Below are 19,505 nucleotides of genomic sequence, written 5' to 3'. Positions count from 1 at the left end.
TTCCTCCTCAGCACATGCCCTTATCCGCGTTTTCTTTCAGCACCTTTCTCAACTCCTCTACCCCCTCGTCACATAGGTAGTTGAAGGGGCGTCGACAGTCGCCCACCGGATAGCCCAGCATGGAAACAGCCTTTTTGACTACGGTGTTGGGATTTCCATATTTAAATATCGCCCGGAATGAAGCGATGGATTCCTGGGCCACTTCAGCTTCCTCCAGTTTACCGGCTTTAAACAAATCATAAATGGAGGCCAATACATGGGGATACACATTAGCACAGCCCGCAATACCACCGGCCCCTCCCGCTTTCAAGCAAGGAAGGATTAAAGAGTCGTTTCCAGACAGGACTTTAAAGCCCTTGTCCAAATCCCTGGTCAGGTTGATATATGCCTGCAAGTTGTCCCAGTCGCCGCTGGAATCCTTGGCCCCCATAATCACATCCACATCCTTCGCCAGCTTGGCAACGGTTTCCGGCAGCAACTTGTTGCCAGTACGTGCCGGGATATTGTACAGAACGATGGGAATATCCACATGCTTGGCCACCTCAGCATAGTGGTTATACAACTCCTTCTGAGAGGCCAGGGCAAAGCTCGGGGTAATAATGGACAGAACATCCGCGCCCAATTCCTGAGCCTTTTTGCTCATTCGAATCGTGTCAGCAGTGGAAATACAGCCTGTGCCGGCATAGACGGGTACCCTGCCATTTACTTGGTCAATAGTAACCTCCAGCACCTCAATCTTTTCCTTTTCACTTAGTATATAGCCCTCACCATTTGTTCCAAAGGGAAACAGGCCGTGAACGCCGCCCTCAATCATTCGTTCAATTTGCTCCCGCAGCACATCCAAGTTAACGGACTCATCCGAATTCATAGGAGTGAGGATTGGCGGGATAATGCCTTTTAACTCAATCTGCATCATTTTTGCTTCCTTCTTCCTCTAAATTAAAGTATTTCAAGATACAATGCCCTGGCATCCTCAGGAGTAACCTGTCGCATATTGTTGACCAGTAGTCTCTGGACCTGCATCCCAGCCTCTACTAAGCCGTCTAGGTCTTCCGCCGGAACGCCAAACTCTTTTAGACTGGTTGGAATGTCCAAATCCTTGACGATCTTCTCCATCCAGGCCAGCATGTACGCGCTCTTTTCTTCCACAGTCACACAGGTCTTCTCTCCATGGACACAGCGGTCATAAGCGACAGCAAATCTTTCTCGGCACTCAGGCTCATTGAATCGCATGACAGGGGCCAGCAGGATTGCGTTAGAAACGCCATGGGCAATATGGTACTTGCCGCCCAATGGATAGCTCAGTGCATGAACCGCTGTAGTACCAGAGGCCGTGATGGCTAATCCCCCATAATAAGCGGCGATCTGCATCCGGTTTTTGGCCACCATGGCCTCCGGATCGTTACAAGCATCCATGATATTATTCAAGATTAGATCCAGACCTTCTAGGGCATACAAATCACTGAAAGGGTTCGCTTTGTTGCTAGTAAAGCACTCGATACAATGGGCTAAGGCATCTACCCCAGTAGCCGCCGCAATTTTCCTGGGCAAATTTTTGATCATTCTGGCATCCAAGATCACATAGTCCGCAATCATATTTTCGTTAACTATGCCCACCTTCAAGTTCTTTTCTGGTACGGCCACGATAGCATTTGGGGTAACCTCCGCCCCCGTTCCAGCAGTCGTAGGGATAAGAATGATAGGGACACACTTCTGTGCCTGACCAGGCTTGTCCAGCAGCTCCTTTACACCATACTGGTCTGTTACTAGTACGCTAGCGAGTTTTGCTGCGTCCATTACCGATCCGCCACCGCAAGCGACAATTAGGTCTGCACCGGATGCCTTGAACTGGTCAACTAACTTTTGAACTGCTTTATAGGAAGGTTCTGCGGGAAGATCATCCAGCACATAGTAGTCGGCACCAGATGCCTTCACAGCTTCCTCAGGTAAGGCGAACAAGCCGCAACCTTCGATGCCTTTATCTGTAAACATAGCTACCCGTTTTGCTCTACAGTTTTGAATAATAGCAGTGATGTTCCCGATGGCATTCTCCCCACCATATACTGCGTGGGGCATTTTCAAATTGTATTCTTTCAGCATACTAATTCCTCCTCGCCACTGTGGGCAATTATTTGGGCTAGATCAGTCAGCAATTCCGCTGAACCAAATCCTCCGGATTTTGAAATTAGATCGATTCGTTTCCCATTGTACTCTGTTCGGGAAAGCACCACCCCAGGCACCAGTTCACACACTGGAATCAAACTGTCTTGATTAATTTCCCTCATAAATGCCAACAGTGTGTCACCACCAGTCAGCATCAGTGTCGCTTCCAAACCGCCTTCGAGCATCCGCTCTAATAGTCTTCCCATAGACTGGGCAATAGCGCTTCTTGTCGCTTCTATATTCATATCCCTAGTCAGCGCATAGCTGCGGGTCTCCTCAGCTTCCTCCGGTCCTCCACAATCGATTATAGCGGCTGTACTATGTTGGAGCTTGTTCAGCCATTGAGCAAGAACACACTCTCCATCCTCACTCTCCAACCAGGTGGGATCCAATTTCTGTTGTGGTGTCAATCGGATACGATGCATGCCATTCTTTTCCGCAGTGTCCAACTGCTCTATAGTGATGGGATTGATGCTACCACACACGGTGATGAGGCGTGGATTCATAGCGGGTCTTCTACAGTCATACTGTGTCAGATTTAGCAATTTTGGCAATACCGCGGCTAATCCGGCACAACCCGCCAGCAGTTTCAGCTGATGGCAGTCATTCAATCTTTGAGCGATTTGAAGAAGGTCCTCGTCGGTGACTGCATCATAAATCAAAATACCTTCTTTATCGGGTATGTCTTCTCCCGCAGCGACTAAATATGTTGGTATATTACTTTGCTCCCCAATTATGTTCTGGATATTTGAGTGCCTGACTGGCTCAAAAGGGTCAGAACCGAACACGCTGTCTGCCACTGGGACCTGCCCAATATAGTGGATGCCATTTACTGTTACTCGATTCATTTTAGGAAAGGCCGGAATAAAATGGAGCTGTTTACCATGGGCCGCAGCCCGCATAGCAGAGAGTTCACTGCCTATATTGCCCCTCAATGCGGAATCTATCTTTTTATAGATACAGGAGACAGAGGCCTGCTGGGCCTGACTCACGATCTTTGCCACGATCTCTCCAGCCTCTGCTGGAGGCATATGCCGAGTCTCAGCAACAATAATAAGCACTTGGACTCCCTGTTCCAGCCCAGCAAAAATATTCTGGTTTTGGGGGGTATATACTCGAACCAAGGTCCCTTTAGCCTTAAATTGTATTCCTGTGTCCAAAGCCCCAGTAAAATCATCTGCAATAACCAGTAGCTTAATCATGACATTCCCTCATTCAAACTGCTTTATTTTGGAACATCCTTAATCTTTGAAAATGAGTTTGAGAAAAGACATCCCTATATATCATTTACTTAATCAAATCCTAACTTTTGTTTCTTTTCATATCAATCCATTTGACTTGTAAAAATTGTTTATATTTGAAACGATTTCTCTAGCGTTTTATGCAAAAATATATCTCGCCGCCCTCTCATATAGGAAAGCCCTCTATCATCATTGGGCAGTATGACCATATCTAATTGCTTATGGGCATAAAAATCCCCCCGCGGATACCGTGGAGGGATCTTGGGGGCATTTTCTGTTGTCAATCTACGCTAACTCGGCTTCACTGGTATACATTTTACCATTTCACTGTTCCCTCTCCTATGGTGTAGCCGTTTTTATTCCTGGATGTAAGGCAGAAGGAAAAAGGTAGAAGAAAGAAGGCGCGTAACTTTGTCATGACCTTTGGATAATGGGAAGACAGCAATATAAATCGTTTCATACCATATCTAACATACGCAAGGGACCAAATTTCCTTCTGACACATATTCGGCAGTAATAGCAGTAAAATAGTGTATGTCTTATATAAATAGACCTACCCCCCATTTTTAAGTACAGATACTTCCTCTATCAACAAACTTATAGAGATAGATGCAGGTCCGTCCTAGTCTTTTGATAGCCCTCCTAAATTCATTACCCAACTATTCCTATATGGACTGTTCACTCTATTTTTGCCCTCTTTGGGTAGCCAATGGTGTTTATTACGAAAAACCGCTTTACCGCTGATAACGTCTTCCCTTTTTGTCTTACTGGGATCACTTTTATAACTTCTGAATGTATTGCTAAACATTTGCTTAACCGTACGAATACAAATATCGGTTTTCTTGCTGGCGGCCTCGTAATCGTCTATATTGTTGCCTGTATATTTTTTTATTCTGTTAGTTGACGGCAAAGCTGGATTTTACCAATAGACTTACTACGTCTTGGTTTACACTACTTTACTGTGTGCATAAAGTTATACCGTAATATACCAAAAGCCCTTCAAAAAACAACTAGTCGGAATTTCAGGAATAACGGATCTTCTACTATTTTTTAGGAAATATAGTAACGGGCAACAAAATTTTATATAAGATTCTAAAATCAAAAGCTTTATGTAAATACAGTACGAAAAAATTTCCTCCATATACGAAAAACACCGTTCCGAAATTATGGAACGGTGTTTTTATAGATAAAATCACCTTTGGTATTCGAACTCCAGGTCGTACATGGACACGATATCCCCGTCCTTGATGCCCATCTCCTCCAGCTTGTCGAACAGACCGGACTGGCGCAGCTTCTGGTCGAACCAGTTGCGGCTCTCATAGTCGGAGAAATTGACGTTGGCGATAAGCCGCTGGAGCCAGGGGGCGTCCACCACCCAGGTGCCGTCAAACTCCTGGATATTGACCTCTCCCTCGGTATCCACCTCCGGGGGCCGCTCCACATAGGTGGGCTCGTACACCACCACGGGAGGCAGCTGGGCCAGCTCCTGGGCGCATCGCTTTATCAGCTCCTGGGTGCCCTGGTGGGCGGCGGCGGACATCTCAAAGAGCTCCAGTCCCTTTCCCTCCACATGGGCCCGCAGCTTGTCCAGCAGGGCGGGGTCCTCCATGATATCCACCTTGTTGGCCACCACCAGCATCTTCCTCCCAGCCAGTTCGGGGGAGTATTGGGCCAGCTCCTCATTGATGGCCTCAAAGTCGGCCACTGGGTCCCGGCCCTCGCTGCCCGACACGTCCACCACATGGACCAGCAGCCGGCAGCGGTCGATATGCCGCAGGAAATCGTGGCCCAGGCCGGCGCCCTCCGCCGCCCCTTCGATGATGCCGGGGATGTCAGCCATGACGAAGGACACCCCATCCTCCACATAGACCACCCCCAGGTTGGGAAACAGGGTGGTAAAATGGTAGTTTGCGATTTTGGGCTGGGCCCGGCTGACCACCGACAGCAGGGTGGACTTGCCCACGTTGGGGAAACCCACCAGCCCCACGTCGGCCAGCAGCTTCAGCTCCAGCACCACATCCCGGCTCTCTCCGGGCAGGCCCGCCTTTGCGAACCGGGGCACCTGCCGGGTTGGGGTGGCAAAGTGCTTGTTGCCCCAGCCGCCCCGCCCCCCTTTACACAGGATGAAGGGCCTGTCGTCGGACATGTCCCTGATGATCTCCCTGGTCTCGGCGTCCCGGATGATAGTGCCCCTGGGGACCTTGAGGACCAGGTCCTCCCCGTCCCTGCCGGTACATCGCTTGCCGCTGCCGTCGCCCCCATTTCCCGCCACATACTTCCTCTTATAGCGGAAATCCATCAGGGTGGACATATGGTCGTTGACCTCTACCACAATATTTCCGCCCCGGCCGCCGTCGCCCCCGTCGGGGCCGCCGGCCGCCACATATTTCTCCCGGTGGAAGGAGACCACACCGTTTCCCCCGTTGCCAGAGCGGACGGTGATCTTTGCGGTATCTACAAAAGGCGCTGCCATCTGGGGCACCTCCTCACTCTCAAATCAAAATTCCAGCAGGTTCAGCCCCACTGTATCGCTGAACTTCCGCCCCACCTGGCCGTCCCACACCTGGAGGAACAGCTCCAGCGTGGCGCTGATGGTGGCGGAGGACAGGTGGCCGGCATGGACCTGGCCGGTGACCGGATTGCCGATGGTAATGTGGAGGTGGAGATAGGGCTCGCCCTCCTTACGGGTGACATTCCCCACCAGAGCGGAAATTTCATAGTCCCCCTGGTATCGCTGGGAGTAGTATTTCTTCTCCACTGTGTTGAAAATACCAATGGTCACGTCGTTGGCCGCCCCAAGAGCGGATACGCTGGCCAGTTGGATACTCTCCTGCTCCACCAGCCGGGTCAGGCTGCCCACGATCTCCTCGCCGGGGTCCAGGCGAAGCACATAGCCCTGTTCAAATTTGCGGTAGTCCATATTTTATCCTCCTTCACAATATTCCCCGTTTTCTGTCCCATATCCTTGTCCAAGGCGGGGCGTCACATTCCGGGACTGGAAAAAGGCCGCAAACGGAGTCCGTTTGCGGCCTTCTGTTAAGCAACGAAATTACTGGGCGATCTCCACAATGGAAACCTGCTTGCGATCCTTGCCCAGGCGCTCAAACTTGACCCTGCCGTCCTTCAGAGCAAACAGGGTGTCGTCGCTGCCCTTACCCACATTGACGCCGGGATGGATGTGGGTGCCGCGCTGACGGACCAGGATATTGCCGGCCAGCACAAACTGTCCGTCGCCCCGCTTGACGCCCAGGCGCTTGGCCTCGGAGTCACGGCCGTTCCGGGTGGAACCAACGCCCTTTTTGTGGGCGAAAAACTGCAAACCGATATTCAGCATAACTTACACCTCCATGACGGAAATATTTTCTGGGTACTCCTCCGCCAACTGGACACAGTGGACCATCAGCGCCGCCAGAAGGGTCTGGCAGGTGCTCTCGTTGGTCTGGCCCAGAGCGCTGGGGAGCTTGAGGGAGATGGATGCGTCCTTTTGCTTCACCTTTACAGCGGCCTCCAGCCCCAGTACGTCGTTGACGGCGCACTCGGTCAGGCGCACGGCGCTGGTGATGGCGGCGCAGACGATGTCCTCTCCCTCCGGGGCATAACCGCTGTGGCCCTTCACCTCGAAGCCCACGATCCGGCTGCCCTCAGTCTGAAAGGTTACGGTGGTCATCAGGCCTTAATGGCGCCGATCTGCACCTTGGTATAGGGCTGGCGGTGGCCCTGACGCTTCCGATAACCCTTCTTGGGGGTGTACTTGAAGATACGGACCTTCTTGCCCTTGCCGTTCTTCACGACAGTGGCAGCCACAGAGGCACCCTCCACCACGGGAGCGCCGAAGGTAGCCTTGTCCCCATCCAGGATGGCCAGCACCTGGTCAAAGGTGATGGTCTGTCCGGCCTCGGCCTCCAGCTTCTCGATAAACAGGGTGTCCCCTTCGTTCACTTTGTACTGCTTGCCGCCGGTCACGATGATTGCCTGCATTTGTTTCAACTCCTTCATTACGGGCTCGCTCTCGCAGGAGGGGGCCGTTCCCCGCTTGTCACACCTGGGTCCCCTTGCGGCCGGGTCGTTCACTCCCCTGACCGGAAATCTGGTGCTTTTCCTGTTCAATGCGGCTATGATAGTTTATCAGCAGAGCAGAAGGTTGTCAATAGAAAACGGAGATTTTTTCTCCTGTTTCCACCTTTTTTAGCCTCTTTCCTCCAAAGGTGGAATATACCATCCAATTAATAAGAATCACTTGCGTTAATATTTGTTCTGTGCTATATTCTTCTCATCCAATACCATTGAGAGGAGGCGTTCCCCATGAAATTCAAGCCCGAATTGTCCACCGCCGTCCTGGAGCGGCAGCTTCTGGACCGGGAATTTTCCGCCGCTTGGGAGGCGGGGCGGGTGCGTCTGGGGGAAAGCTGTCTGTTCTTTCCCAAATTTTCCGGCACTACCTATCTCCCATACAGCCAGATCGTGAACGCCTATCTACGTCAGGAGGAGGTCAACGCCAATTTGTGCTGTGGCCGGGCCAATTTTGACCAGTTTTTCCTCATGGTCCGTGGGACCGACGGCCAGCTGCGCCGAGGGCAGGTGCTGTCCAAGGAGAAGGGGAAGGAGGCCCTGGCCCTCCTCGCTGCCGCCAATCCCGCCATTGAGATCGGCTACCACCCCTGACCAGACATAGGCAAAACGGCCCGGCCGCCTATGCGGCCAGGCCGTTTTCAGTTCCTCTCCAGGGAGCGGACCAGCGCCACCAGATGGCGGGTGATCCGGGCGGTGAGTCCCCAGATGGCCCGCCCCTTCCAGGGGTAGATGGGGACGTTCTCTCCTCCCGGCTGCCAGCGGTAGTCCCGCGGGATGCCTACCAGCTCATAGGGGAAGTTCTCCCCCGTCTGGGGAATCAGCTGATAGTCATACTCCAGGGGCTGGGTGGCCAGCAGGTGGCGGAGGGGCACCAGGAAGGTCTCCTCCACCTCCGCCGAGTTTGGGCACATTTTCTCTACCGCCCTCCTGTCCACCAGGGCCAGGACAGGGTACATGATGAAGTTGGCCCGGTGGGCGATAAAGTCCAGCCGTCCCAGCACCCGGACGGCAGACCGGGGGATGGACAATTCCTCCTCCGTTTCTCGCAGGGCACATTCCTCCGGGGACTCTACCCCCTCAATCCGGCCGCCGGGAAAGCACACCTCCCCCGGCTGGCGGCGGAGTGTATGGGCCCGGACCTCGTACAGCAGGGACAGGCCCTCCTCTCCCTCCACCATGGGGACCAGTACCGCATATCTCCCCGTGGCGTCCATCAAGCCGGGCTGGCGGCGGGCCAGCAGGCGAGTCAGCGCATCCAGTTCCATAGCCACCTCACACCAGGTTGTTGTACAGCAGGGCAAAGGTGAACAGCAGCCCAATGAGGGAGCCAGCCAGATAGACCCACTCTCTTGGCCAGCGCCAAAACAGGGCGGCAAAGATCTCCGTCATTGCCAGATTGAGCAGCAAGCCCTGCCCCTTGGGGACATAGTGGTGGTTCGCCGCCGTTGGGGGCCTGATGGTCACCATATCAGGCAGCAGCCCCCAGCCCACTAGAGCGCCCAGCAGGCCCAGCACCACCAGCAGGTAAGTGATCAGATTGCGGTGGCGCTGAAGGGCATCCCTCTGGCGTGGGAACCATTCACGCTTTGCCATGGCTCATCCTCCTTTGGAAAAACACGCCCCGTCGGGGCGTGTTTTCCCGTTCTTTACATCTTTTCCGGGGCGGACACGCCCAGCAGCTTCAGGCCGTTAGCCAGAACGGCACGCACTGTGTCCGCCAGCTTCAGCCGAGCGGACAGCACAGCGGACTCCTCTCCCTTGATGCGGCAGGCATTATAGAACCGATGGAAGTCCCCAGCCAGGGCGGACAGATACCGGTTGATGCGGCTGGGGTCATAATCACGAGCCGCCAGATGGAGCTCCTCGGGGTATTGGGCCAAGGACTTTACCAGGGCCAACTCCTCTGCCGCCGCCATCAGGCTGGCGTCCACCTCCGCGGCGGCGGGCACCTTGGCTCCCTCCTCCGCCAGGCGGCTCACCAGGGAGCAGATGCGGGCGTGGGCGTACTGGACATAGTACACAGGGTTGTCGCTGTCCTGGCGAACCGCCAGGTCCAGGTCAAAGTCCACCGGGCTGGTGGCCGTCCGGGAATTGAAAAAGTACCGGGCAGCGTCCACGCTTACCTCGTCCAGCAGGTCGTGGAGGGCGATGGCCTTGCCCGACCGCTTGGACATTCGGACAGGCTTGCCGTCCTGCATCAGGTTGACCAGCTGCATCAGCACAATGACCAGCCGGTGGGAGCCGTCCAGCCCCAGCGCGTCCAGGGCAGCCTGGAGTCGGGCCACATGGCCGTGGTGGTCGGCGCCCCAGATGTTGATGGCCAAATCAAAGCCTCGCACCTCCAGCTTGTTCCGGTGGTAAGCGATGTCAGCGGCAAAGTAGGTGTAGAAGCCGTTGGCCCGGCGGAGCACATCATCCTTCAGATCCAGCTTGTCCACCTGCTCCTGGCTCTTGCCCTCCCGCATGAATTTCTCCTTGAGCAACTGAGTGGTGTTCAGCCATAGGGCCCCGTCCTTCTCATAGGTCCAGCCCTTTTCGGTGAGCATCTGTACCGTTTTTTCCACATAGCCGCTGTTGTGCAGCTCAGACTCGAAAAACCACTGGTCATAGACGATGCCGTATTTCTTCAGGTCCTCCCGCATCTTGGGGATGTTGACCGACAAGCCGTATTCGGCCAGCTTGTCCAGCCGCTCCTCCTCGGGCAGGTTCCCCCAGCTTTCCCCGTGGGCCTCATAGATGGCCTTGGCCAGCTCCCGGATGTCATCCCCATGGTATCCCTCCTCGGGGAAGGGGAAATTGTCCTCCCCCAGAAGGAGCTGCATATACCGGGCGTTGATGGACACGGCGAACTTGTGGATCTGGTTGCCGGCGTCGTTGACGTAGAACTCCTTCCAGGTGTCCCAGCCGTCCCGGGCCAGCACATTGGCCAGGGTGTCCCCCAGCACGCCCCCCCGGGCGTTGCCCATGTGCATGGGGCCAGTGGGGTTGGCGGAGACGAACTCCACCATGACCCGCTTGCCCCGGCCCTCCTCGCCGGAGCCGTAGCGGTCCCCCTCAGTCTCCACGGCGGACAGCACCTCGCCGTACCACTTGGGGCCCAGAGTGAAGTTCAAAAAGCCGGGGCCGGCGATCTCCACCTTCTGGAAGTAGCTCCCCTCCAGTTCCAGGTGGTCCACGATAATCTGGGCGATCTGCCGGGGGGCCATATGGAGGGCCTTGGCACCGGCCATAGCGAAGGAGGAGGCGTAGTCCCCATGGGAGGTGTCCTTGGGGATCTCCACTGTGGCCCTCACCTCGGCTCCAGCGGGGAGTAAGCCCTCGGCGGCGGCCTTCTCATAGGCCGCCTGGGTCAGTTTGGCCACCTGTGCCTTGGCGCCTTGGATCATATTTGTCATAGCGATCACATCCTCATTTCTCACGCGGACTTTCTCTCCATCGCCCGTCCCGCGTCTGTATATTTCTCTACTGCTTCAGGCTCCCGGAACCCTCCGCCTCCTTAAATTGGATACAAAAAATATTCCTGCTGGCTACCGCGTGGTCCACCTCGATACAGTAGTCGATCTCGATGTTCCCGCCGTGGTCGTCCAGCTCGGCCAGCAGGTGCCGGGTATTCACCCCGATGGCCATTGCGCCATAAGGTGTATTGTACATGGAGAGGTGGCGCCGCCCCTCCCGGAACACCATCTGGGTATTGAACTCGCCCACCCGCATCAGGGTGACCTGCTCCCCCTCCACCTGGATGGTGGTCATCGTCCCCTCCAGGCCGGTGAGCTCACTCTCCTGATAGGAGAGGGTGTAGCCAGCCTCGTCCTGGGCCAGCCGCCCGGCGGTGACCAACTCGACAGCGCCGGGCTCCCCTCCGTCGTATTTCTGCGTCCCTTTGATGGAGATGATGACATCCTTTTCCATGAGTCCCTCCAGGGTATTCATTCTCGCGCCGCGGAGGCGGACCGCCACCGGGCAGGGGGTATTATACCCTTCCCCGCCCTGGTTGTAAAGGGCAGAGGGGGCGAAGCTAGGTATTTTTTATTTTATGTTATCTTCTCTGGAAAGACAAGGGGAAATTTCCATGGAAAATACCCGTTTTTTCTCCGTTCCCCTATTTGACAATCCCTCAGACTTGATTATAATATAGATACCCATTCCAAGGAAGGAGGTCCTGACGATGAACTTGGAATTGAGTAAGAAGCAATTTCGCCGTCTGCTGGACCTGGTATACATCGGCAACTGGATCCTGAACTCCACCCGTGGAGACCAGCGTTTCGCCGACTATGACCAGGTGGAGAGCCTGCTGTTCGGCCGGGCCGCTTTAGAGGGGATGCCTGATCTGGCCGAGCTGTACCAGGGGGAGGTTGTTCCCTCCAGGGCCTTTGTGGAGGGAGGCATCCACGAGGCCATCATTGAATATGAAAACAACGTCTTTTTTGATATTCTGGCCGAGGACCTGGCCCGCCGGGACATGGATGACGCCCCCATCGATGAGAGCAACTACGCCGAACTGACCAGCCGCATCGACGCCTATATCGCTGAATTTGAGGAACACGGCACAGACAACATTTTAGTGGATATTGATAGCTGATCCGCCCTTTTGATTCAACTAGACCGTAAGGTATGGATATACTGGCCAAATCAACGGCCATTTCACCTGAGAAGTATTTCCTTTTTTCAAGAAAAGCAGGCGCGCCCCCAGTTATCTGCTGGGGGCGCGCCTATTTTATCCCTTTTTCCGGAGCAAAAACGACAGCGCAAACCACACCGCCAGATAGAGAGTGATAGACGCTCCAGCGGAGGGACCCAGATGATAGGAAGTCATCAGGCCGGCCACGCCGGCCAGCACCGCTCCCAGCAGAGAAAACAGATGGTACTGCCTCATGTTCCGGGCCAGGTTCCGGGCCGCCGCCGCGGGCAGCACCAGCAGAGAATTGATGACCAGCAGGCCCACCCAGGTCATGGACAGGGTGACCACCACGGCGATGGCTACGGAAAACACCGTCTCCTGCCAGAACACCTGAATCCCCCGGCTGTCTGCCAGGGCCGGGTGAACAGCGGACAGCATCAGCTTGTTGAAGGACAGCAGCCACAGGGCCAGCACCAGCAGCAGAATACCCGCCAGAACCCCGATCATGGCCGGCTCCACCGACAGGATGTCGCCGATAAGCAGGCTGTTGAACTTGGTGAAGGACCGGCCGTTCATTGTGGACAGGAAGATACCCAGCGCCACGGCGGTGGAAGAGAACACCCCGATGACCGTATCGCTGGCCAGAGCGGACCGGCGGCGGACCAGGTTGAACAGCAGGGCGAAAACCACCGCAAAGATCACCGCCGCCAGCGTGGGGCGGTCGAAGCCACAAATCGCTCCGATGGCCATGCCGGTGAAGGCGGAATGGCCCAGGGCGTCGGAGAAAAAGGACATCCGGCTGTGGACCACCATAGTGGACAGGATACCGAACAGGGGCGTGATGACCAGCACGGCCAGCAGGGCGTGCTTCATAAAGTACATCTGCCCAGGCTGGGCCCAGTCAAAGGGCAGGACCGACAGGAGAGAATACCAAAGCTCCATCAGCGCTCTCCCCCTCTCCCCATCCGCAGATGGAAGGTGTCATAGAATTCCGGAGAGGACAGCACCTCGTCCGGCGGACCCGCCCGCAGCATTCTCTTATTCAGCAAAATGACCTTGTCCGCGAACTGGCCCAGGGTGGCGAAGTCATGGGTGGACAGGAAGATGGACAGATCATATTGGGTTCTTAGCTCATCCAGCATCTCCAGCAATTGGTGCTCCCCCTCAATATCCACGCCGGACAGGGGCTCGTCCAGAATCAGAATGTGAGGCACTGGCTCCAGGGCCAGGGCCAGCAGCACCCGCTGGAGCTGGCCGCCGGACAGGGCCCCCATGGGCCGGTCCAGTAAGTCCTCCCCATGGACACGGGCCAAGATGGCCGCCGCCCGGTCCCGGTATTCCCGCGGGATAGGGAGAAAAACCGGCCACTTAGAGGTTGCGGCGGTAAAGAAGTCTAAAACTGACACCGGGTCCCCCCGGTCAAAGCTGGGAGACTGGGGCACATAGCCCACCAGTGGCCGGGTGCCCCCAGCCGCCGCTCCGTCGGCCAGCCGGATGGCGGGGCCGCCCGCCGGGGAGAAGGTAATACTCCCTTTATAGGGGGTCTGCCCTAAAATGCTTCGAAAAAGGGTGGATTTGCCAGCGCCATTTGGTCCGATCAAAGCCACGATCTCCCCACAGTGGAGGTGGAAGGACACATCCTCCAGGATCTGGTCCCCCTCCATGCTGACGGACAGGCCCTCCAGTTTCAGGCAGCAGGAGTCGGCGCAGCCACCGGATAATTTTCCATGCTTGAACTTTCTCATCCCAGAGCCTCCCTCACCGTCTCTAGATCTCCCTTCATCCGGGAGATGTATTGCTCCATGATCTTCTCCAGTCCCCAGTCCTGGGGCACGTCGTCACCGCTCATCAGCATATCCAGCATCCAGACCTGACAGCCCGTCTCCCGTCCGATAGCGTTAGCGGTGGCGTCAGAGCCGTTGACCTCGGTAAAGATTGCCGGAATATCACGCTCCCGCACCAACTGGGAGATCTCCACAATCTCCTTGGCGGAGGCCTCGCTGCCCGCCTCCTCCTCGATGGCAGCCAGCAGCTCCAGGTCAAAGGCCCTGGCAAAATATTGGAACCCGTCGTGGAAGGTAATCAGTTCCCGGTGGGTCAACCCACCACCGTCCCTCCCCTGGTATGTATCCAGCAGCTCTCTCTCCACCAAGTCAGCGGCCAGCCCAGTATTGGTCCGGAGCAGAGGCTCCCACTCCGGCATAATTTGAACAAGTCCCTCCACTAGATTGTCCAACATTGTGGGCACGCTGGCAGGGTCCATCCAGTAGTGGGGGTCATAATGGCCGTGATCATGGTCCTCGTCCCCCTCCTTGTGGTCGTGGGAGAGATTTTCCAGCAGCTCTGCTCCAGCGGAGCAGTCCACCACCTCCGCGTCCGAGGTGGCTAGGGCATCGGACAAAAAGTCCTCCAGCCCCGCCCCGTTCAGGGCAATCAGGTCGGCTCTCTCCAGCTTTTTCATGTCCGCCATGGACAGGGTGTAATCGTGGAGGCAGCTGGCGCTTCCTGTGTCCAGCCGCTCTACCACTACCCCCTCCGTCCCATCGGTCACCGCCCGCGCAAACAGATAGATGGGATATGTGGTGGCCACCACAGTCACTCTTTCCTTTTCTTCCTGGGCCGCACATCCAACTGCGGGCAGGAGCAAGGCCAGCAGCAGGAAAGCTAAAATAATCTTTTTCATGGAAACCTCTTTTGAAAAAATTGAATCCCCAAGCCGCGCCTGCGGCGCATAGGGTATCCGGAACTGATTTAGTATATCGCAGTTTCCTCTGTTTGTAAAGGAAGGCTGTCCGCCAGTAAGCGGACAGCCTTCCTTTTCATTAAAATATTCCGGGGACGAACAGGGCCAGCACCCAACCCAAGGCCAGCGACAGGCCGTTGGCAGCCAGCGCATAGGCGGCGAGTTGTTTCCCCCGCCCCTTCCCACCGGGCATGAGGCCGAGATAGGCCCCTCCTTCTGCCAGCACCACCCCCAGCTCCATCAACAGATAGGGCAAGAACAGGAACATGGTGCCATTCTTATAGGCGTACCAGTTTAGTCCCAGGTTCAGCGCGCCCTGGGTAAGCAGGTTGACAACCAGAATCAGCGCCATCTGCCCCCTGCTCCGCAGATGGAACAGCCAGGCCACCCCCAACTCCGCCCCAACCGTCAGCACCACCCGGACGGCCAAGGAAACCAGCTCCTTGGTGTAGTCATAGCTCCGAGCCGCCGTTGGGAGCCGGACCGCCCCGCCAGGCTCCAACTCCGCCCCGGACAGATCCAGATGGTAGTAGCTGTCAAAGGCGTACTGCTCGCAGGTCTGGCTAAGAACGACGGCATTCTCCCCCGGAAACCACAGCGCTATCTGGAACTGGTCCGGCGGGTAGTAGGTCCAGGCAAACGCTCCATCGGAGGCGTCCCACACCTCCTGAAGGAAAAACCAGTCCCTCCTCTCCTCCTCATACTCGGCGAAGGCAGCCCATGCGGGATACTCCGGATCAAGCTGGGTATACCGTGGCACGATATGCTGGTTTTTTACCCACTGCCCCCTCTCACTTTCCCGCCACAGAGAGCTGTGTGGGCCGGTGGAGGAACGGGCAGACAGCAGGGTGGCCCAACAAGCCCGCCCCTCCAGTCCCTCGATCGTTACATTCACCGACGGCTTGGGCCCCGTGTCCCCGTAGACGGGCAGAGCCATGGCGGACAACATCAGAAGCAGGCAGGCCAATCTGATCAGCGTCTTTTTTCTCATGTCATTTCCCTCCCAATCATCCATGTCCCCGCCACTCCCGGCGGTACATTTCTACTGGTATAGACGGAAAAACACGCTTCTCATGACAGGTCCGGGGCCATCCTCATTTAATTCTTGCGCTGGTCCACATAGCGGCAGGCAGCCAGACCAGCCACAGCCCCGTCGCCCACGGCAGTAGTCAGCTGGCGGACCTCCTTCGCCCGACAGTCACCGGCGGCGAAAACCCCAGGCAGGCTTGTGGCGCAGTCCTCATGGACCACAAAATAGCCTCTGTCGTCCGTCATGACCAGGTTGGCAAATATCTCGTTCCGGGGCTCCTGACCCACGGCCACAAAAAGGCCGTCAACCTTCAGCTCCTCCTCTGTCCCCCTCTTCCGGTCAGCCAGCCGCAGGCCGGTCAGCTCCCCGTTGGCTTGTAACAGGCCGGTCACCTGGCTGGACAGGCGGAAGTCCACATTGTCACGGCCGCGGAGCTGGTCCACCAGCCGCTGTTCCCCCCGGAACAGGTCCCTTCGGTGGATGACCGTCACTTGGGCGCACCGCTGGGACAGAAAGAGGGCCTCCTGGAGGGCCGCGTCACCGCCGCCCACCACCGCCACCGGACGCCCCTGGTAAAAGGCCCCGTCACACACCGCGCAGTAAGACAGGCCAGCTCCCACCAGGTCGGCCTCCCCGGCCAGTCCCAGCTTCCGGTGGCTCACCCCAGTGGCCAGCACCAGGGCCAGACACTCCTCCGTTCCTCCGTCCGTTGTCAGCTCAATAACCTCTCCTCTGGTGCGCATGGCGGACACGCCCTCCATCCGCAGCTGCGCCCCCTGCTCCCGGACCTGCCGGGCCAATTGGTCGGCAAAGTCGCCGCCCCTCATGCCGGGCAGCCCCGGATAGTTCTCCACCAGGGGGGCATAGGCGATCTGACCGCCCAAAGTCTCCTGCTCCAGGACCAGGACCGACTTGCCCGCCCGGGCAGCATACAGGGCGGCAGTCAGACCGGCGGGCCCGCCGCCCACAACGATAATATCATACATATCAAAGCACCTCTTCCTGTCAGGTCGTGGAAGGAAAAACAGCCCCGGAATCCGGGGCTGTTTTTATGATACACGAGTTTGTCCTCCAGCGCAAGGGTCATCCTACACTGGCAGGCCGATTCTCCTGGATAAACTGGCGGATGGGCCCTAGGCCAACCACCTTGGCCGGGCCGCCCTGTCCCTCAAAGACTAAGGTTGGGGCCTGCCGGACGCTGTATCGAGTGGTCAGGTCGGGATTTTCCTCTGCCAGCACCTTCCGGTAGGGGATGCCCGCCTTCTGTAACTGTTCCTCCGCCTGACGGCAGTTGGGGCAGGTCCGTGTGGCGAAGAGCATCAGTTCCTCCGCGGGAACAGGCCGGGCCGCATGGTCCTCCACCGTCACTTGGCTGCCGGCGATGCCCGCCCGACGCAGAGAGGAGCGGCTAATGTCGTACACCTTTCGGTCCTTGAACTCCTGACTCTTGCCGTCGTTCCAGTTCTTCACCGGGCGGTAGTAGCCAGTAATACGGCTGTACACCTCGGCTTCCTTGCCACAGTGGGGACAGACGTGCTGCTCCCCTGCCAGATAGCCGTGGTCGGCGCAGACCGAGTAGGTGGGGGACATGGTGTAATAGGGCAGCTTATAATTCTCCGCAATTTTCCGCACCAGGGCGGCAGCCGCCTTCCAGTCGGGCAGCTTCTCCCCCAGGAAGGCGTGGAACACAGTACCTGAGGTATAGAGGGTCTGGAGCTCGTCCTGGACATCCAGGGCGGAGAAGATATCCTCGGTGTAGCCCACGGGCAGATGGGAGGAGTTGGTGTAGTAGGGGGTCCCGTTCTCATTGGCGGTGATGATGTCGGGGAACTGGGCCTTGTCGTGCTTGGCGAAGCGGTAGGTGGTGGACTCGGCGGGGGTGGCCTCCAGGTTATAGAGGTCGCCGTACTTCTCCTGATAGTCGCTTAAACGCTCCCTCATATGGTTGAGCACGTCCTTGGCAAAGGCCTGGGTCTCCTGGTGGGTCAGGTCAGCCTGGAGCCACTTGGCGTTGAGCCCCACCTCGTTCATGCCAATCAGGCCAATGGTGGAGAAATGGTTATCAAAGCTCCCAAGATAACGCTTTGTATAGGGATACAGCCCCGCATCCAGCAGCTTAGTGATAACGGTGCGCTTGGTCTTCAGCGATCTGGCCGCCACGTCCATCAGGTGGTCCAGTCGCTTGTAGAAATCCTCTTCACTCTCCGCCAGATAGGCGATGCGGGGCAGATTGATGGTGACCACGCCCACAGAGCCGGTGGACTCGCCGGAGCCGAAGAAGCCGCCGGACTTTTTCCGCAGCTCCCGCAGGTCCAGCCGCAGGCGGCAGCACATGGAGCGCACGTCGGAGGGCTCCATATCGGAGTTGATGTAATTGGAGAAATAGGGGGTGCCGTACTTGGCGGTCATCTCAAAGAGAAGCTTGTTGTTCTCCGTTTCGCTCCAGTCAAAGTCACGGGTGATGGAGTAGGTGGGGATGGGATACTGGAAGCCCCGGCCGTTGGCGTCCCCTTCGATCATAATCTCGATGAAGGCCTTGTTGACCATATTCATCTCTTTTTTACAGTCGCCGTAAGTAAAGTCCATCTCCTTCCCACCCACGATGGCGGGCAGGTTCTCCAGGTCCTTGGGCACCGTCCAGTCCAGGGTGATGTTGGAGAAGGGGGCCTGAGTCCCCCAGCGGGAGGGGGTGTTCACGCCGTAGACAAAGGACTGGATGCACTGCTTGACCTCCTTCTGGGTCAGGTTGTCCACCTTGACAAAGGGGGCCAGATAGGTGTCGAAGGAGGAAAATGCCTGGGCCCCAGCCCACTCATTCTGCATGATGCCCAGGAAGTTGACCATCTGGTTGCACAGGGTAGACAGGTGGCTAGCGGGGGAGGAGGTGATCTTACCCGGAATACCGCCCAGCCCCTCCTGGATGAGCTGCTTCAGAGACCAACCGGCGCAGTAGCCGGTGAGCATGGACAGGTCGTGGATGTGGATCTCGGCGTTCCGGTGGGCGTCAGCGATCTCCTGGTCATAGATCTCACTGAGCCAGTAGTTTGCCGTAATAGCCCCGGAGTTGGACAGAATCAGACCGCCCACGGAGTAGGTGACGGTGGAATTCTCCTTCACCCGCCAGTCGTTGATCTGCAGATAGTCGTCCACCAGGTCCTTGTAGTTCAGCAGGGCGGAGTTGACATTGCGCACCTTCTCCCGCTGCTTGCGGTACAGAATATAGGCCTTGGCCACATCGGCGTAGCCCGCCTCAGACAGCACCCGCTCCACACTGTCCTGGATATCCTCTACGGCGATCCGGCCGTCCTTGATCTTGGGCTCAAAATCGGCGGTGACCCGCAGGGCCAGCATATCGATCACACTGGGGTGATACTGCTTCTCCATGGCCTCAAAGGCTTTGGTAATGGCGGCGGATATCTTGTTGAGCTCAAAGCTGGCGGCGGTGCCGTCCCGTTTTGTCACCTGGTACATCAGAAGTCCCTCCACATTTCTTTCTATGACAAAGCCGGCCTCTCCCGGCGTTTCAGCGCCTTTTTACTATACCACCGGCTGGAGCGGCCGTCAATATATAGTTTCAAATATTTTCAACAAACACAATATCTTGTTGCTATATACAAAAAGGCGAGGGCAACTTTTGGT

At 56.6% G+C, this 19,505-nt stretch carries 20 protein-coding genes; 2 read left to right on the top strand and 18 right to left on the bottom strand.

The genetic code is table 11. The annotated features are described in order from the left end of the window. Positions 1-7 precede the first annotated feature (7 nt). The 8 genes from dapA to rplU form a co-directional block, all read right to left on the bottom strand. Entirely contained in the window at positions 8-916 is a 909-nt protein-coding gene (dapA, locus tag MCG44_RS03420; RefSeq protein WP_240286824.1) for a 4-hydroxy-tetrahydrodipicolinate synthase, read from the bottom strand. A 23-nt stretch (positions 917-939) separates the two neighbouring features. Then, a complete protein-coding gene (locus MCG44_RS03415; RefSeq protein ID WP_240286822.1) occupies positions 940-2,100 on the bottom strand; it encodes an iron-containing alcohol dehydrogenase in 1,161 nt (386 codons plus the stop codon). Then, on the bottom strand, positions 2,094-3,365 hold the full coding sequence (locus MCG44_RS03410) for a four-carbon acid sugar kinase family protein (RefSeq protein ID WP_240286820.1): 1,272 nt from the start codon (positions 3,363-3,365) through the stop codon (positions 2,094-2,096). Before MCG44_RS03410 ends, MCG44_RS03415 begins: the two co-directional genes overlap by 7 nt. A gap of 1,231 nt (positions 3,366-4,596) precedes the next feature. Continuing rightward, a complete protein-coding gene (gene obgE / locus MCG44_RS03405) occupies positions 4,597-5,877 on the bottom strand; it encodes a GTPase ObgE (protein ID WP_240286818.1) in 1,281 nt (426 codons plus the stop codon). 24 nt (positions 5,878-5,901) lie between these two features. Further along, complete coding sequence (locus MCG44_RS03400; RefSeq protein ID WP_147571020.1) at positions 5,902-6,324, bottom strand: PPC domain-containing DNA-binding protein; 423 nt, start codon at positions 6,322-6,324, stop codon at positions 5,902-5,904. 129 nt (positions 6,325-6,453) lie between these two features. After that, entirely contained in the window at positions 6,454-6,738 is a 285-nt protein-coding gene (gene rpmA / locus MCG44_RS03395) for a 50S ribosomal protein L27 (protein WP_147571021.1), read from the bottom strand. A gap of 3 nt (positions 6,739-6,741) precedes the next feature. Next, positions 6,742-7,071 carry a ribosomal-processing cysteine protease Prp gene (locus MCG44_RS03390; protein WP_147571022.1) on the bottom strand — a complete coding sequence of 110 codons (330 nt, stop codon included), beginning with the start codon at positions 7,069-7,071 and terminating at the stop codon, positions 6,742-6,744. Beyond that, positions 7,071-7,382 carry a 50S ribosomal protein L21 gene (gene rplU / locus MCG44_RS03385; protein WP_147571023.1) on the bottom strand — a complete coding sequence of 104 codons (312 nt, stop codon included), beginning with the start codon at positions 7,380-7,382 and terminating at the stop codon, positions 7,071-7,073. Before rplU ends, MCG44_RS03390 begins: the two co-directional genes overlap by 1 nt. A 324-nt stretch (positions 7,383-7,706) precedes the next feature. Between rplU and MCG44_RS03380 the strand changes: the two genes are divergently transcribed. After that, positions 7,707-8,066 carry a hypothetical protein gene (locus tag MCG44_RS03380; RefSeq protein WP_147571024.1) on the top strand — a complete coding sequence of 120 codons (360 nt, stop codon included), beginning with the start codon at positions 7,707-7,709 and terminating at the stop codon, positions 8,064-8,066. Positions 8,067-8,113: 47 nt separating this feature from the next. Here the strand turns inward: MCG44_RS03380 and MCG44_RS03375 are convergent, their stop codons facing one another. From MCG44_RS03375 to MCG44_RS03360, 4 genes are all read right to left on the bottom strand, one after another. Next, complete coding sequence (locus MCG44_RS03375; RefSeq protein ID WP_240286816.1) at positions 8,114-8,740, bottom strand: NUDIX hydrolase; 627 nt, start codon at positions 8,738-8,740, stop codon at positions 8,114-8,116. A 7-nt stretch (positions 8,741-8,747) separates the two neighbouring features. Continuing rightward, positions 8,748-9,068, bottom strand: a complete 321-nt coding sequence (locus tag MCG44_RS03370) for a hypothetical protein (protein WP_147571026.1) — start codon at positions 9,066-9,068, stop codon at positions 8,748-8,750. Between the two features lie 53 nt (positions 9,069-9,121). Continuing rightward, positions 9,122-10,870 carry an arginine--tRNA ligase gene (argS, locus tag MCG44_RS03365; RefSeq protein WP_147571027.1) on the bottom strand — a complete coding sequence of 583 codons (1,749 nt, stop codon included), beginning with the start codon at positions 10,868-10,870 and terminating at the stop codon, positions 9,122-9,124. A gap of 67 nt (positions 10,871-10,937) precedes the next feature. Next, positions 10,938-11,384 (bottom strand): DUF1934 domain-containing protein, encoded by a 447-nt coding sequence (locus MCG44_RS03360; protein ID WP_147571028.1) that lies wholly within the window; start codon positions 11,382-11,384, stop codon positions 10,938-10,940. 256 nt (positions 11,385-11,640) lie between these two features. On the opposite strand from MCG44_RS03360, the gene MCG44_RS03355 reads away from it, so the two are divergent. Next, the gene (locus MCG44_RS03355; protein ID WP_147571029.1) at positions 11,641-12,054 is read left to right on the top strand and encodes a hypothetical protein; all 414 of its coding nucleotides are present in this window, start codon (positions 11,641-11,643) and stop codon (positions 12,052-12,054) included. Between the two features lie 135 nt (positions 12,055-12,189). Here the strand turns inward: MCG44_RS03355 and MCG44_RS03350 are convergent, their stop codons facing one another. From MCG44_RS03350 to MCG44_RS03325, 6 genes are all read right to left on the bottom strand, one after another. Next, positions 12,190-13,038, bottom strand: coding sequence for a metal ABC transporter permease (locus tag MCG44_RS03350; RefSeq protein WP_240288874.1), 849 nt, complete (start codon positions 13,036-13,038; stop codon positions 12,190-12,192). Further along, positions 13,035-13,838, bottom strand: coding sequence for a metal ABC transporter ATP-binding protein (locus MCG44_RS03345; RefSeq protein ID WP_186852202.1), 804 nt, complete (start codon positions 13,836-13,838; stop codon positions 13,035-13,037). Before MCG44_RS03345 ends, MCG44_RS03350 begins: the two co-directional genes overlap by 4 nt. Further along, positions 13,835-14,776, bottom strand: coding sequence for a metal ABC transporter substrate-binding protein (locus MCG44_RS03340; RefSeq protein ID WP_240286814.1), 942 nt, complete (start codon positions 14,774-14,776; stop codon positions 13,835-13,837). The genes MCG44_RS03345 and MCG44_RS03340 overlap by 4 nt, the downstream gene beginning before the upstream one ends. Before the next feature lie 139 nt (positions 14,777-14,915). Continuing rightward, positions 14,916-15,827, bottom strand: a complete 912-nt coding sequence (locus MCG44_RS03335) for a hypothetical protein (RefSeq protein ID WP_147571032.1) — start codon at positions 15,825-15,827, stop codon at positions 14,916-14,918. Positions 15,828-15,934: 107 nt separating this feature from the next. Beyond that, the gene (locus MCG44_RS03330; protein ID WP_240286812.1) at positions 15,935-16,852 is read right to left on the bottom strand and encodes an NAD(P)/FAD-dependent oxidoreductase; all 918 of its coding nucleotides are present in this window, start codon (positions 16,850-16,852) and stop codon (positions 15,935-15,937) included. Between the two features lie 97 nt (positions 16,853-16,949). After that, a complete protein-coding gene (locus tag MCG44_RS03325; RefSeq protein WP_186852206.1) occupies positions 16,950-19,337 on the bottom strand; it encodes a ribonucleoside triphosphate reductase in 2,388 nt (795 codons plus the stop codon). Positions 19,338-19,505: the final 168 nt, after the last annotated feature.

The sequence above is a fragment of the Lawsonibacter sp. OA9 genome (assembly GCF_022440585.1).
The sequence above is the reverse complement of the archived record's forward strand: the minus strand, read 5'-3'. Positions and strand labels throughout refer to the sequence as shown.